At 65.9% G+C, this 15,108-nt stretch carries 10 protein-coding genes; 9 read left to right on the forward strand and 1 reads right to left on the reverse strand.

The genetic code is table 11. The annotated features are described in order from the left end of the window. Nucleotides 1–92 precede the first annotated feature (92 nt). Both KIH78_RS09275 and KIH78_RS09280 read left to right on the forward strand, forming a co-directional pair. Nucleotides 93–1,196: an ATP-binding cassette domain-containing protein gene (locus KIH78_RS09275; protein WP_219132124.1), complete on the forward strand. Its 1,104-nt coding sequence runs from the start codon at nucleotides 93–95 to the stop codon at nucleotides 1,194–1,196. 101 nt (nucleotides 1,197–1,297) lie between these two features. Then, a complete protein-coding gene (locus KIH78_RS09280; protein WP_219132125.1) occupies nucleotides 1,298–2,287 on the forward strand; it encodes a hypothetical protein in 990 nt (329 codons plus the stop codon). Between the two features lie 1,589 nt (nucleotides 2,288–3,876). Here the strand turns inward: KIH78_RS09280 and KIH78_RS09285 are convergent. Continuing rightward, the gene (locus KIH78_RS09285; protein WP_219132126.1) at nucleotides 3,877–4,842 is read right to left on the reverse strand and encodes a colicin transporter; all 966 of its coding nucleotides are present in this window, start codon (nucleotides 4,840–4,842) and stop codon (nucleotides 3,877–3,879) included. Between the two features lie 437 nt (nucleotides 4,843–5,279). Here KIH78_RS09285 and gatC point away from each other — a divergent pair, with 437 nt between their 5' ends. From gatC to rho, 7 genes are all read left to right on the forward strand, one after another. Then, nucleotides 5,280–5,579 carry an Asp-tRNA(Asn)/Glu-tRNA(Gln) amidotransferase subunit GatC gene (gatC, locus tag KIH78_RS09290; RefSeq protein ID WP_214314532.1) on the forward strand — a complete coding sequence of 100 codons (300 nt, stop codon included), beginning with the start codon at nucleotides 5,280–5,282 and terminating at the stop codon, nucleotides 5,577–5,579. A gap of 8 nt (nucleotides 5,580–5,587) precedes the next feature. Continuing rightward, the gene (gatA, locus tag KIH78_RS09295) at nucleotides 5,588–7,129 is read left to right on the forward strand and encodes an Asp-tRNA(Asn)/Glu-tRNA(Gln) amidotransferase subunit GatA (RefSeq protein ID WP_219132127.1); all 1,542 of its coding nucleotides are present in this window, start codon (nucleotides 5,588–5,590) and stop codon (nucleotides 7,127–7,129) included. A gap of 33 nt (nucleotides 7,130–7,162) precedes the next feature. Next, complete coding sequence (gene gatB, locus KIH78_RS09300; RefSeq protein WP_219132128.1) at nucleotides 7,163–8,659, forward strand: Asp-tRNA(Asn)/Glu-tRNA(Gln) amidotransferase subunit GatB; 1,497 nt, start codon at nucleotides 7,163–7,165, stop codon at nucleotides 8,657–8,659. 281 nt (nucleotides 8,660–8,940) lie between these two features. Beyond that, nucleotides 8,941–10,059 carry a GNAT family N-acetyltransferase gene (locus KIH78_RS09305; RefSeq protein WP_219132129.1) on the forward strand — a complete coding sequence of 373 codons (1,119 nt, stop codon included), beginning with the start codon at nucleotides 8,941–8,943 and terminating at the stop codon, nucleotides 10,057–10,059. A gap of 165 nt (nucleotides 10,060–10,224) precedes the next feature. After that, on the forward strand, nucleotides 10,225–10,539 hold the full coding sequence (locus tag KIH78_RS09310) for a DUF2469 domain-containing protein (protein WP_163196996.1): 315 nt from the start codon (nucleotides 10,225–10,227) through the stop codon (nucleotides 10,537–10,539). A 294-nt stretch (nucleotides 10,540–10,833) separates the two neighbouring features. Next, nucleotides 10,834–12,438, forward strand: a complete 1,605-nt coding sequence (locus KIH78_RS09315) for an NAD(P)/FAD-dependent oxidoreductase (protein ID WP_219132130.1) — start codon at nucleotides 10,834–10,836, stop codon at nucleotides 12,436–12,438. A 355-nt stretch (nucleotides 12,439–12,793) separates the two neighbouring features. Beyond that, on the forward strand, nucleotides 12,794–14,959 hold the full coding sequence (rho, locus tag KIH78_RS09320) for a transcription termination factor Rho (RefSeq protein WP_219132131.1): 2,166 nt from the start codon (nucleotides 12,794–12,796) through the stop codon (nucleotides 14,957–14,959). Nucleotides 14,960–15,108 lie beyond the last annotated feature (149 nt).

The following is a 15,108-nucleotide window of genomic DNA, read 5'->3' on the forward strand; positions in this document are numbered from 1 at the left end:
GGTCGGGCGACACGTGGATTGACGGTTCGGCGAGGCGCGTCAATCCACGGTAGTCTGGAGACAACTCGCTCGGCATCCAAGGAAGGGGCGCGATGATCGAGATACAGGGGCTCACCAAAGCATTCGGCAAGTCGCGCGGCGGCCCGCGCAAAGCCATCGACCATGTCACCTTCACCGCCGAAGACGGCAAGGTCACCGGATTCCTTGGGCCCAACGGAGCCGGCAAATCCACCACCATGCGCGCCGCGCTCGGCCTCATCCGGCCCGACGAAGGACGCGCGCTCATCGACGGACGACCCATCGGGCGCATCGCGGCGCCGCTGCGGGCCGTCGGAGCCGTACTCGACGCGAAATCCGCCCATCCCGGGCGATCCGCCTACGCGCACCTGCGGGCGCTCGCCCTCACCAACGGCATCGGACGCAGGCGCGTCGACGAAATCATCGACATGACCGGACTCGCCGCAGTGAAGCAACGACCCGCCGGCCAATTCTCGCTCGGCATGAGCCAACGCCTGTCCATCGCGGCTGCCCTCCTCGGCGACCCGCACAACCTCGTCCTCGACGAACCCATCAACGGTCTCGACCCAGAAGGCGTCAAATGGGTGCGCGAACTGTGCCGGTACTACGCCTCGCAGGGACGGGCCGTGCTGCTCAGCTCCCATCTCATGAGCGAAGTGGCGCTCACCGCCGACAACCTCGTCATCATCGGCCAGGGGCGCATACTCGAAACCACCACCGTGAACGCGTTCGTCGCCGAACATTCGCGGCATTCGATTCGCGTCGTCACGCCGGATCCGGCCCGGCTGCACGCCATCTTCGCGCACGCGGCGGGCGTTTCCGTGACGCCCGCGGCGCGCGCCGCCGGCGACCCGGCGGAAGGACAGGCGTTCCGCATCGTCGGCGCCGACCTCAAGGCCACGGCCGACGTGTTCGCTCGCGCCGGCCTCGTCACCTACCAGTTCCTCGAGGAGCATGCCTCGCTCGAGGAGGCGTACATGGCGTTGACGCACGCCGCAGTCGAATACGCGTCGACGGTGCCGGGTGGTGCAGTTGCGTCGGGCGGGGCGACGGCGGTGTCGACGTCGGGTGGAGCGACTGCCGCGACGGTGACGACGGTACCGGCCGGGCGGAACGTCGCCGGGTCAGGCGGGTCGCAAGGTTTCCCGCAAAACCGGTCGCAGGAGGTGACGCGATGAGTAGGGGAGCGCACGCATCAAAGGGACGCGGTCGGTCGGGCGGCCGCAAACGGCTCGGTGGCCCACGATCCAGCCGCGTCCCACGACTCAACGCGTGGGGCGTGTTCCGAAGCGAGCTGGTCAAGGCGCTGAGCATCCGATCCACCATCGTGTTGCTGGTCCTCAACCTCGTGCTGCTGCCGGCCGGAGCCGCACTGTCCGCATGGTCGATGACGATCATCGCCGGCATGGACCCGAGCAGCGGCAAGGCGCTCGCGCATCCGGCGGAGCTGCCTGCGAGCCTCATGTGGTCGTCGGTGGGCGGGTTCACCGTCACGTGCATGATCGTCACCGGCATCCTCGGCGTCATGACCGTCACCGGCGAATACACGACGCGCACCGTGCAGATGTCGTTCGTGGCCGATCCGCATCGCGTGCTGTTCATGAACGCGAAGGCCGTTGTGGTCGCGGCGCTGTCGTTCCTGTCTGCGATGGCGGGATTGCTGCTGTCGTGGGGTGCGGCGTACGCGCTGTTCGCCACGTCTGCCGGCGGGATGGGTGCGTTGGGTGATTCCGAGCGGCTGCTGCCGTGGGTCACCGTGGTCGGCGGTGCGTGCGTGTTGGCGGTCACGGCCGTCATGGCGCTGGGGCTGGGCGGGTTGTGCCGCTCCACGGTGGGTGGCGTGTTCGCGCTCATCGGCATCGTCATGATTGCGCCTTCGGTGCTGTCGCTGGTTTCGCTCGCCGGCGACCGATTCGCGTGGATCGGATCCGTCGCGGCGTGTCTGCCCAGTCAGGCCGCGACGACGTTCCTGACCGGCGGGGTCGATGTCACCGAGGCGACGCTTACGTTGATGGGTGGTGGCGCGGGTGGTGGTGCTGGTGCGGCTGGTGCGGGTGCGGCTGCCGGGGATGCGGGCGTTGCGGCGGCCGGCTCCGGTTCGGGTGCCGGCTCCGGTTCGGGTTCGGCTGCGGCCGATGCCGTTGCCTCGGCGGCGGCTTCGGGAGGTTTCGACCCGACGTGGTGGCAGGCCGGTCTCATCCTGCTCGCCTGGGCGGTGGTCCTGTATGCGATCGGTGTTGTTGTGGTGCGTCGTGCCGACGTGAAGTAACGACGCGATGCCAGTTGTGCGGCGTCGGACAAGGCGGGTTGTCCGGCATCGGACAAGGCGGGTTGTCTGGCGAGACGGTGGTTGTGTTGCCGTGGTCGTGGCAGTCTGGTGTCCGATGGGACACCGCTTCGTTTGCGTGGGTGCGCGGTGATGCGGACGGGTATGCGGTTGACCTGTGCGGCCGTGGGTACGTCGTGGCCGAGGCCGTGCTGTGATGTGTCGGGTTCTTCGGAGGGATGTGTGGTTGTGCCCGCGTGGTCGTGGCAGGCTGGTGTCCGATGAGCCACCGTCTTGTATGCCACCGTCTTGTATGCCACCGTCTTGCCTGTCACCGCTTCGTCTGTCACCGCTTCGTCTGTCACTGCTTCGTCTGACGGATGACGGGGCGATGTGATGGTACTGGTGGTGCGGCATGTGCAGTGTGCATCGGGCATGGTTGGATGTGCGTATGGCTGGTGAGGTGGCGTGGTCTGCAGCATGACGGGTGGCTTTGTGATGGGCCGGGTGTCTTATCGGACACCGGGTTGTCATGGGTCGTGACGGTGTTACGTCCTGTCTCCGTGCGTCCAGGTTTCTTCGGATTGCCGGTGACGCCGGTGATGACCGGTCTGATTCTCTGCCGAGCCCTTCTATAGGAGGTATAGGGGGGTGTTTGCGGTCAATTCGGCGTGCGTTGTCCGGCGGTATGCCGTTGACGGTCGCCGATTCCCGTGGCGCCGTTCGCAGCCGTTTCACGTGTCGTTCGTCGGTCATGTCGGTGGTTTTGGATGATGTGATGATGGTGACGGTGCCGTCGTGGAGCCGCCATCGGTGTTCGAAGCCGTGTGCGGTGGCCGCGGTGAGTCCGCCGAACCGCCAATCGCGATGTCGGATGTGCAGCGTCCGTGCGATGTGCAGGGTCTGTTCCGGCGGGTTGAGCGCCTGCCAGTAGGTCGCGTCGGCGTACATGTTGGGGTGCACACGCTCCAGTTCGAGTGCGTGCACCCGACGTGCGAGGGCCTGTCGTTGGGCGGAGGTCGTTCCGTACGCGCAGCGGTGTTCGTTTCGTGCGGCTTCCATGAGCGCGGTTACTTCGTTGTGTGGTCTCATGGTTCGACGCTAATGGTTGTTGCGCTTGGGTGACAACCCCGATGGGGGTATGTGGTCGGAGCCCTCCGCGATGGGCGTGTCGTGGAGGGCTCCGGTCCGTTGTTCGTTGGAACGATGTGGTTTTCCGATACAGTTCGACGTTGATCCGCCTATGTGGATAACTCGGTTCGTGTGTTCGATTGAGTTCCGTATCGCAGGTATTCGGCGATGATGCAGGCCGTCCGGCGTCGAAGACGTGTTCGAAGCGATATGCCCCCGAACCCCCATAGATAATGTTTCATGCCCTCGTAAAAGCAGATGTGGAATAGTCTACGCAGGCGGCTGCTGTGATTTTGCAAGTAGAGTGCATCCCCCATAGACAGTGCCCTGATGCCCCCATATCCCCTTTGTGTTGGTTGGGGGCATTCGGACATGACCAACACTAGGCGACGTGTCGGAAAATACCAATCTGTAGACGTTATATACTCGTTGCTGACGGCTCTGAAGAGCGCCATAGGACATTATTTGCAGGTCATCGGGTTGTCGTTGAAATCACCATCGCCAAGATAGGTGTCGAAGCTGCATGATTTGCCGCTCGTTGCATCCTTCCAGAATTGGTGTTTGCCGGCTGGATTGTCGGTTGTGTAAGCACCGCCGTTGGAGCCGGAGGTGCCACTGCTGGAGCTTCCGCCGCTCTTGCGGTATGTGCCACCGTTGCTACTGTTGTTCTTGCGGTAGGTGCCGCTCGAACCCGTGCTACCAGTGGACGCTTGTGCCTGGGCGGCGGCTTCGGCGGCCTGTCGGTCGGCTTCGTCCTTCGCGTTCTTGGAGTCGTTCACCGCTTTCATGGCCTGATCGAGCTTGGTTTTCGCATCCGTGTAGGGTTGCGCGCTCTTCGGGTTCTTCGTGCCCATGGTCTTGGTGGCCTCGTCAATCACGGTCTTGAGCTGGGCGCGCGTATCGTCGTCGGCGACCTTGCCTTCGGTGTCCTTCCAGGTCTTGGTCGCGTCGTCGATACCGGTCTTCAGCAGGGTCTTCGCGTCCTCGATGTCCTTGGCGAGCTTGGACGCGGTCACCTTGCCGCTGAGGGTCTTGAGGGTCTTGGCGTGGGCGCGGTACCAGTCGGCCTGACCATTGAGCGTGTCCGCCGCGGTTTGGAGGCCCTTGGTGTCGTCCATGGTGCAGCCCTCATACGTGGGTGCTTGGGCTTTCAGCTCCTTGGCGAGTCCGCTTACGGTCTTCGCGTCCTGCACTTGGGTCTTGGTGATCGCGGCGGCCTTGGCGGCTTCGCCGTTGAGGATCGTGTTGTACTGGTTCGCGGTCTCGCGCACGGTGTCGGCGGCTTGGAAGCATGCGGTCTTGGCGGTCTCGTACTGGTTGGTGGTGTACGCGTGCCATCCGGTGGCGCCGCCGGCGATGAGGAGGATCGCGGCGCCGGCTGCGATCGTGGGCGTGAGCCATTTCGGCTTGTGGCTGGTTTCGGTCATGACGTGCTCCAGAGTGCTGCCATATATCAATGCTGATTGCTGTTGGGACGAGGTCATTATCTGCGGGGGGGGTGACGTTCCTAGGCAATGCGATGCGTGTCGGTTGGGCGCTGCCGGGTTATTTCGCTGGGAGGCCGGTTTGTGAAGCAGGTTGGCGGTTGGCTGACTGGTTGTTTCGCGGAGACCGGTGTTCGTGAAGTAGGCTGGCTGACGTCTGACGAGTTGCTTCGCGGAGAGGCCGGTTCGTGAAGTAGGTTGTCCGATGAGTGACTGATTGTTTCGCGGGGCGGCTGGTTGGCGAAGCAGGTTGGTGGTTGCCTGACGGGTTGCTTCGCTATGGCTGGTGTGCGGAGGTGGTTGGCTGCACCGTCCGCCCATCCCGTCCGGCCGCGGAACCGGTAGCCCGCGTGTCACAAACCGCTCGTATAGTTAGGCGCATGCCTACATTCACACGCGAAGAAATCGTGCATTTGGGCGATCTGGCCCGAATCGCGCTCACCGATGAGGAGATCACCCGTCTGCAGGGCGAGCTGAACGTCATCGCCGACTCCATCAACAAGGTCCAGGAGGTCGCCTCCGACGACGTCCCGCCGACCGCGAACCCGGTCCCGCTCGAGGCCTACCTGCGCCCGGACGTCCCCGAGACCCCGCTCACGCAGGCTGAAGCGCTCGCCGGCGGTCCGAAGACCGAGGCGGGCATGTTCGTGGCCCCGCGAATCCTGGGAAGCGAGGAGTGAAGCACATCATGACGCAAGCAACCAACGAACTGGTCAAGCTGTCCGCCGCCGAGATGGCCGCCGCCGTCAAGGCCGGCGAGGTCTCCAGCCGCGAGCTGGTCGACGCCCACCTCGAGGTCATCGAGGCCGCCGAGCCGAGCATCAAGGCCTTCCTGAAGGTCTCCGGCGACGTGGCCCGCGAGCAGGCCGACGCCTTCGACGCCAAGTCCGCGGAAGAGAAGGAATCCCTCCCGGAGCTGGCCGGCGTCCCGATCGCCATCAAGGACATGATCGTTACCAAGGGCATCGAGACCACCGCCGCCTCCAAGATCCTCGAGGGCTGGGTGCCGCCGTACGACGCTACCGTCATCGAGAAGCTCAAGGCCGCCGGCATGCCGATCCTCGGCAAGACCAACCTGGACGAGTTCGCACAGGGCTCCTCCACCGAGCACTCCGCCTACCAGACCACCCACAACCCGTGGGACACCGAGCGCGTCCCCGGCGGCTCCGGCGGCGGTTCCGCCTCCGCGGTGGCCGCGTTCGAGGCCCCGCTGGCCCTCGGCACCGATACCGGCGGCTCCATCCGCCAGCCGGGCGCCCTGACCGGCACCGTCGGCGTGAAGCCGACCTACGGCGGCGTCTCCCGTTTCGGCGCGATCGCGATGGCGTCCTCGCTCGACCAGATCGGCCCGGTCTCCCGCACCGTGCTCGATTCCGCCCTGCTGCAGGAGGTCATCGGCGGCCATGACCGTCGCGACTCCACCTCCATCCCGGAGGGCCCGCGTCCGATGGTCGCCGCCGCGCGCGAAGGCGCGAAGCGCGACCTGAAGGGCCTGAAGGTCGGCCTGGTGAAGGAGCTCGGCGGCGAGGGCTTCCAGCCCGGCGTCGAGGCCCGTTTCAACGAGGCCGTGAAGAAGCTCGAGGACATGGGCGCCGAGGTCGTGGAGGTCTCCTGCCCGCACTTCGAGTACGCCTTGGGCGCGTACTACATCATCATGCCGTCCGAGGTCAGCTCCAACTTGGCCCGCTACGACGGCATGCGCTACGGCCTGCGCGTGATGCCGCCGGCCGGCGTGCCGCAGACCGCCGCCAACATGATGGCCTACACCCGTGAGGCCGGCTTCGGCGACGAGGTCAAGCGCCGCATCATCCTCGGCACCTACGCCCTGTCCGCCGGCTACTACGACGCCTGGTACGGCTCCGCGCAGAAGGTCCGCACGCTCATCATCCAGGACTTCCACAACGCCTTCGAGAAGGCCGATGTCCTGGTCTCCCCGACCTCCCCGTCCACCGCGTTCAAGTTCGGCGAGAAGATGGACGATCCGCTGGCCATGTACATGAACGACATCGCGACGATCCCGGCGAACCTCGCCGGCGTCCCGGCCATGTCGATCCCGGCCGGCCTGTCCGACGACGGCCTGCCCGTGGGCTTCCAGTTCATCGCCCCGCAGCAGCGCGACGAGGTCATGTACAAGCCCGCCGCCGCGCTCGAGGCCGCCCTCGAGGAGGATTGGAACGGCCCGGTCTGGAAGGACCTCAAGGCCCCGTGGCTTGACGGTCTCGCCAAGTGACGAAGTGACATCGGAAGGAAAGATAGCAACATCATGGCTGAAAAACTGATGAAGTACGCCGATGCCACGAAGAAGTACGATGTGGTGTTCGGCCTGGAGACGCACGTCGAGCTGTGCACGAAGACCAAGCTGTTCTGCCCGGCCGAGGTGAGCTTCGGCGGCGAGCCGAACACCCAGCTGACCCCGGTGAGCCTCGGCCTGCCGGGCAGCCTCCCGGTGGTGAACAAGACGGCCGTCGACTATGCGATCAAGCTGGGCCTGGCCCTGCACTGCGAGATCGCCGAGTGGAGCCAGTTCGCCCGCAAGAACTACTTCTACCCGGACATGCCGCGCGACTACCAGATCTCCCAGTACGACAAGCCGACCAACGGCAACGGCTACCTGGACGTGGAGCTGGAGGACGGCACCGTGTTCCGCGTGCCGATCGAGCGTGCGCACATCGAGGACGACGCCGGCAAGAACACCCACGTGGGCGGCGCCGACGGCCGCATCGAGGGTGCCGACCACTCCCTCGTGGACTACAACCGCGCGGGCGTGCCGCTCATCGAGATCGTGACCAAGCCGATCGAGGGCGCGGGCGACCGCGCTCCGGAGATCGCGGGCGCGTACATGCGCGCCATCCGCGACATCGTGCGCGCGCTGGGCATCTCCCACGCCCGCATGGAGCAGGGCAACATGCGCGCCGACGTGAACGTCTCGCTGCGCCCGTCCGCGGACGCCCCGTACGGCACGCGTTCCGAGACCAAGAACGTGAACTCGTTCCGCGGCATCGAGAAGACCATCCAGTACGAGATCCGCCGTCAGGCCGCGCGCCTCGACGAGGGCAAGGAAATCCTGCAGGAGACCCGCCACTGGGATGAGGCCTCGCAGACCACGGCCGGCGGCCGTCTCAAGTCCGATGCGGACGACTACCGCTACTTCCCGGATCCGGATCTCGTGATGCTGCACATCACCAAGGAGCACATCGCGGAGATCGAGTCCCAGATGCCGGAGATGCCGCGCGAGCGCCGCAACCGTCTCAAGTCCGAGTGGGGTCTGACCGACCTGCAGCTGCGCGACATCCTCAACGCCGACGCCCTCGACCTCATCGAGGACACGGTGAAGGCCGGCGCTTCCGCCGCGGGCGCGCGCAAGTGGTGGCTGGGCGAGCTGTCCCGCGAGGCGAACGCGAAGGGCGTCTCGCTCGAGGAGCTGCCCGTCACCCCGGCCGATGTGGCCGCCGTGGAGAAGCTCATCGCCGACGGCAAGCTCAACGACAAGCTCGCGAAGCAGACCATCGCCGGCGTGCTCGCCGGTGAGGGCACTCCGGCCGAGGTCGTCAAGAAGCACGGCTACAAGATCGTCGAGGATTCGGGCGCCATCGAGGCGGCCGTCGACGCGGCGTTCGAGGCGAACCCGGATGTCGTCGAGAAGCTCAAGAGCGGCAACATGAAGCCGATGGGCGTGATCATCGGCGCCGTGATGAAGGCGACGCGCGGCCAGGCCGACGCGAAGGCCGTCACGAAGATCGTGCGCGCGAAGCTCCAGTAGCGTCCGTCCGGTCGTGTCCGGTTCGTCCGATTCGACCGGTCCGGCCGATGCGTTCGATAAGGGCGGGTTCCGCCGCATCCCCTTGCGGGGTGTGCTGGGACCCGCCCTTTCGCGTGCGCCCGTCCGGCGATGCGCCCGCACCGTGACGATGGTCACAGGCAAGCGCAGTCTCTTTTCAGCGTTCATACAGTCGAGTAGGATATTTTCGGCAATGATCGGTTTCCGACGAGGCGATGCCGGTCAGGCGATTCGGTTACGAATGCGAGGGATGGACAAGGATTATGAGTGAGCACACGGAAGCATCGGTGTCGGAGCAGCGGCGTGATCTGCCGTCGCGCATCGTGATTCCGCCGATTCGCGGCGAAATGGTGCATCTGCGTCCCGCCACCATGGAGGATCTGCCCAAGCTCGACGAACTCGAGGCCTATCATGGCGCCAACCGCATCACCGGCAAGGACGAGAACGCGGAACGTGCGGTGGTGCACGCGTGGGTGCGTCGCTCCGTGGCGTGGACGCAGGGTCAGGCGCCCAGCGAGTCGGGTGTGGGCGATCCGGAATCCCGCCGCACCATGGCGTGGGCGGTGCTCACCGACGCCGACCACGACGCCGACCATGTGACGGACGCCGCGTCCACCGGCAACGTCATCGGCATGATCTTCCTCATCGACATCGACGGATGGTCGCGTTCCGCGCGCATCCAGGTCATCCTCGGCAAGGACTACCGCGGCCGCGGCTATTCGCGTGACGCGATGCCCCGCGTCATGACCTACGGTTTCGCGCCCGAGCCGGCCGGTCTCGGCATGCACCGCATCTGGGTGGCCGTGCCCGAGCAGAACTCGCGTTCCGTGTCCGTGTACCAGTCGCTCGGCTTCGTGCCGTCCGGCACGTCGCGCGACGCCCTGTGGGATCCGACGACCGGCAAGTATCAGGACCTCATCGTGATGGACACGCTGTTCGACGAGTACGATCCGATCCGTTCGCTCGACGCGTTCGGCATGCACGTGTTCGAGGACAATCCGGGCATTCAGGAGGCGTTGAGCGCACGCGAGCACTCCATCGCCATCCAACAGCGGCAACGCGAGCAGGAGGATGCCGCTGGCGAGGGTGCGACCGACGCCACGGCGTCGGACGCCGACGCGCGCGACGGCGCGACGGCCACGCGCGACCGCGTCGAACGTCATCCGGAGCCGACGCGCGAGAACGCGCACCGCATGACCCCGGACGAGGCGCGTGAACGGCTGGGCCTGCCGCCCAAGAACGTGTCCGGCACGTCGGGTGGCACGCACGCCACGCGCGAATCGGCCGACGAGGAGAGCAACTGGCCGTACGGGCAGAGCGAGCGCAAGACCTCGAAGGACGCGTGGTGGCGTACGCTCGGCCGCGGCCGCAAACGCGAGTAGACCGTCGCGTCGTCGGACCGCCGGACGACGTCCGATGCGCCGGCGCGCCGGCGAAATGTAGGGGCCATCGGTAAGGTGGTTTCCGGAACGAAGAGACCCGCGCGATGGCAGGGCGTCGGCATGGGCGCGCCGCGGCGGGCCGAAGGGCATGAACGAAGGACGGATATGAGCGCCGAAGACCTCGACAACTACGAAACCGACGCGGAACTCGCGCTGTACAAGGAGTACCGCGACGTCATCAAGCTGTTCACCTACGTGGTGGAGACCGAACGCCGCTTCTACCTGGCCAACAAGGTCGACTTCAACGTGCGGTCCGCCGGCCAGGACGTGTACTTCGACGTGCAGCTCACCGACGCGTGGGTGTGGGACGTGTACCGTCCCAGCCGTTTCGTCAAGAACGTGCGCATCGTGACGTTCAAGGACGTCAACGTGGAGGAAGTGCAGAAGAGCGACATCGACATCCCCGACGACATCCACTGACGTCGGCTGCGGCGCGCGTCGTTGACGCGCGGCCGACGCTCCGGCGTTGATATGCGGCCGTCCGTCGCTGTGGGTCCGATTCCGGGATCCGCGACGGCGGGCGGCCGTTTGTTCGTCGACGACGTTCGATCGGCGTGCGGCGGCCCCGCGATGACGCGCGACGTCGTGCGTCCGGTGTTCGATGGCGTGCGGCGGCCCTGCGATGGGGATGATTCTGTGTGCATCCGCACACGTGCGGCGTGCGGTTCCGGGCGCTCCGGTAGGATATGCGTGATTTGTTATAAGGAGATGAATGTGACCGACAAGCAATCCGTGGTGATCATCGGCGGCGGCCCCGCGGGCCTGACCGCGGCATGGGAGCTCATCAAGGACGGCGGCGCCGAGAAGTACGACGTCACCGTGCTCGAGGAGACCCGCGAATTCGGCGGCATTTCCCGCACCGTGAAGCATAACGGCAACCGCATGGACATCGGTGGCCACCGGTTCTTCTCGAAGGACGAGCGCATCATGGACTGGTGGAAGGAGACCCTGCCGTTGCAGGGCGCACCCTCCTATGATGACAAGAAGCTCGGCCGCGAGCACGACATGGAGCCGGGCGGCCCCGACCCGGAGACCGAGGACAAGGTGATGCTCAAGCGCCACCGCGTCTCCCGCATCTACTGGAACCGCCACTTCTTCGACTACCCGATCTCCCTGAGCGCCAACACGCTCAAGGCCATGGGCTTCAAGCTCACCATGGTGGCCGGCTTCTCCTACCTGAAGTCGATGATCCACAAGCTGCCCGAGGACAACCTCGAGAACTTCTACATCAACCGCTTCGGCCGCAAGCTCTACTCCATGTTCTTCGAAGGCTACACGGAGAAGCTGTGGGGCCGTCACCCCTCCCAGATCTCCGCCGACTGGGGCTCCCAGCGCGTCAAGGGCCTGTCCATCATGGGCGTGCTCAAGAACGCGTTCCAGAAGCTCCTGCCGAAGAAGCGCTCCAACGCCGAGGTCGAGACCTCCCTCATCGAGGAGTTCTGGTACCCGAAGTACGGTCCGGGCCAGCTGTGGGAGACCGTCGAGCAGAACTGCGTCGAGGCCGGCGTCAACGTCGTCACCGACGCGAAGGTCGTGGAGGTGCGTCAGAAGGACGGCCGCATCGCCTCCGTCGTGACCGTCGACTCCGAAGGCAACCGCAACGAGATCACCGCCGACCAGTTCATCTCCTCCATGCCCGTCAAGGACCTCGTCAACGCCCTCGACGCCGGCACCGAGGAGACCCAGGGCAAGCACGAGCCCAAGGATATGGTGGACGTGGCCAACGGCCTGCCCTACCGCGACTTCGTCACCGTGGGCCTGCTCGTCAAGCACCTGCGCCTCAAGAACACCACCGACATCCCCACGCTCGGCAACCCGCCGATTGTCCCCGACTGCTGGATCTACGTGCAGGACCCGGGCTACAAGGTGGGCCGCCTCCAGATCTTCAACAACTGGAGCCCGTACCTCGTCAAGGACGTCGACGACACCGTGTGGATCGGCCTCGAATACTTCTGCGAGGAAGGCGACTCGTTCTGGAACATGACCGACGAGGAGGCCACCAAGTTCGCGATCTCCGAGCTCACCCGCATGCGCGTCATCAACGGCCCGGCGGACGTGCTCGACTCCCATCGCGAACGCGTCAAGAAGGCGTACCCCGCCTACTTCGACACCTACGACCACATGGACGAGCTCGTCGAATACCTCGACGGCTTCGGCAACCTCTACTGCGTGGGCCGCAACGGCCAGCACCGCTACAACAACATGGACCACTCCATGGCCACCGCCATCGAGGCCGTCGGCAACATCAAGTCCGGCAAGACCTCGAAGAAGAACGTGTGGTCTGTCAACACCGATAAGTCCTACCACGAGCAGAAATGAAATAACGGAGCGTCCTCGTCGTTGCTCCTCGGTCGACGTACCTCTTTGTACGTCTTCCCTCGGTGCGCCTAGAGGCCGCACACGTTATTTCCTTTCTGCAGCAGTAGATGACGGAGCGTTTTCGCTACGGACAGGCTCCTTCCCCGGACGGGGAAGGAGCCTTTTTCGTACGCGTTCCGCATGCGTTCGACGCGTGCGACGTTGGTTTGCGTTGGTCCGATTGGCGTTGTAGAGTGAATCCAGTTCGCGGGCATGGCATTGCGGCGGACATTCACAGACGACTTGAGGTCGTAATCACATTTCAGGCGGAAGCCCGCGGGCATGCGTGGGCACATGCTGTGGAAAGGTATGAAACGTGGCAACTAGCCAGAATCTTGAGGAAATGAAGCTGCCTCAGCTCAAGGAGCTTGCCAAGCAGATGGGCCTGCGTGGCACGTCCACCATGCGCAAGCCCGAGTTGCTCGCCACCTTGCAGGCCGCCCGCAACGGCGGGGAGCCGCCGGCCGGCGTCACCGTGCGCGTGCCGAAGAAGACCGCGAAGGCCGCCGAGGAGCCGAAGGAGACGACCCCCACCCTCGAGCAGGCCGCGGCCCAGGAACAGACCCAGGGCGAGACCGCTCCGGAAGCCCCGGCCGCCGAGGCCGCGAAGCCCGTTGAGCAGACCGAACAGCCCGCCGAGCAGGACGAGCCGCGCGGCAAGCATCGTCGCACCCGTCGTACGGCCGAAGGCGCCACGGACGCCGACGCCGCCGTCGCAGGCCTGGAGGACCACCGCGAGGAAGGCGCCCGCAAGGGCCGCCGTGCCGAGCGTCGCGTCGTCGAACCGGCGCCCATCGACACCGCCAACCTGCTGGACGCGCTCGACCTCGACCGCAAGCCGTCCGACGAGGCCAGTGCGCCGAAGACCGGCCGCCGCCACGTCATCGACGAGAACGGCGACGAGATCATCGTCGCCAACGTGCGTCGCCGTCGCCGCTCCTCCGACGAGCAGGAGCAGAACCACGAGACCGAGGTCGTGCGCGACCTCGACGACATCCTCGCCACCCTGCCCACCCAGCGCAACGACGCCCACGGCGAGAACGCCGAGCCGCGTCGCGGCCGCGTCGACCGCACGGAACGCGGCAACGACCGCTTCAACGCCGACCGCGCCGAGCGCAACGACCGCAACGTCGGTCGCGACGCCGAACGCGGCAACGACCGCGACGAGCGCATGGACCGTCGCGGACGCCGCCTGCGCGGCCGCAACCGCAACGACTTCGACGACCGTCGCGGCAACCGCGACGAGCGCGCCGAGCGCCTCGTCAACGACCGTCTCGACCGCACGGAACGCGGCGAGCGCGCCGAGCGCAACGCGGGCCGCGACGAACAGAACGACCTCGTGCCCGTCGCCGGCATCGTCGACGTGCTCGACTCCTACGCGTTCGTGCGCACTTCCGGCTACTTGCCCGGACCGAACGACGTGTACGTCTCCATGGGCCAGGTCAAGAAGTACGGCCTGCGGAAGGGCGACGCCGTGCACGGCGCCATCCGCGCCCCGCGCGAAGGCGACCGCCGCAACCAGCGTCAGAAGTTCGTGCCGTTGCAGTCCATCGACTCCATCAACGGCATGACCGTCGAACAGGCGGCGAACCGCCCGCAGTTCAGCAAGCTCACGCCGCTCTACCCGCAGGAGCGCCTCAAGCAGGAGACCACGCCCAACAAGCTCACCGGCCGCATCATGGACATCGTCTCCCCGATCGGCAAGGGCCAGCGCGGCCTCATCGTCTCCCCGCCGAAGGCCGGCAAGACCATCACGCTGCAGAACATCGCCAACTCCATCACCACGAACAACCCGGAAGTCCATCTGATGGTCGTGCTCGTGGACGAGCGTCCGGAAGAGGTCACGGACATGGAGCGCACGGTGCAGGGCGAGGTCATCTCCTCCACCTTCGACCGTCCCGCCTCCGACCACACCACCGTGGCGGAGCTCGCCATCGAACGCGCGAAGCGTCTCGTCGAGCTCGGCCAGGACGTGGTGGTGCTGCTCGACTCGATGACCCGACTGGCCCGCGCCTACAACATCGCCGCGCCCGCCTCCGGCCGCATCCTGTCCGGCGGCGTGGACGCGCAGGCCCTGTACCCGCCGAAGAAGTTCTTCGGCGCGGCCCGCAACATCGAGAACGGCGGCTCGCTCACCATCATCTCGTCCGCGCTGGTGGAGACCGGCTCCAAGATGGATGAGGTGATCTTCGAGGAGTTCAAGGGCACCGGCAACATGGAGCTGCGCCTCTCCCGCGAACTCGCCGACAAGCGCCTGTTCCCCGCCATCGACATCAACGCGTCCGGCACCCGCCGCGAGGAGCTCATCACCGCGCCGCAGGAGCTGACGATCGTCTACCGTCTGCGCAGGCTGCTCGGCGGCATGGAGCCCGAGCAGGCGTACCAGACGCTCGTGCCGCGCCTCAAGAAGACCGCCACGAACCGCGACTTCCTCGCCGCCATCGTGCAGCAGTCCGGCGGCGGCGCCGTCAACGGCAACTGATCGGTTTGCGGTTTGCGGTTTGCGGGCCGATTGCGGCGTCCGCGACCGCGGGGCGTCCGCAGTCGTGAGTGAATAGGGCCTCCTTCCGGAGACATCGATGTGATGCGATGTCTCCGGAAGGAGGCCTTTGTCGTATTGCGGGACGGGTT

The sequence above is a fragment of the Bifidobacterium saguinibicoloris genome (assembly GCF_019331725.1).
In the GTDB taxonomy this organism is placed as follows: Bacteria; Actinomycetota; Actinomycetes; order Actinomycetales; family Bifidobacteriaceae; genus Bifidobacterium; species Bifidobacterium saguinibicoloris.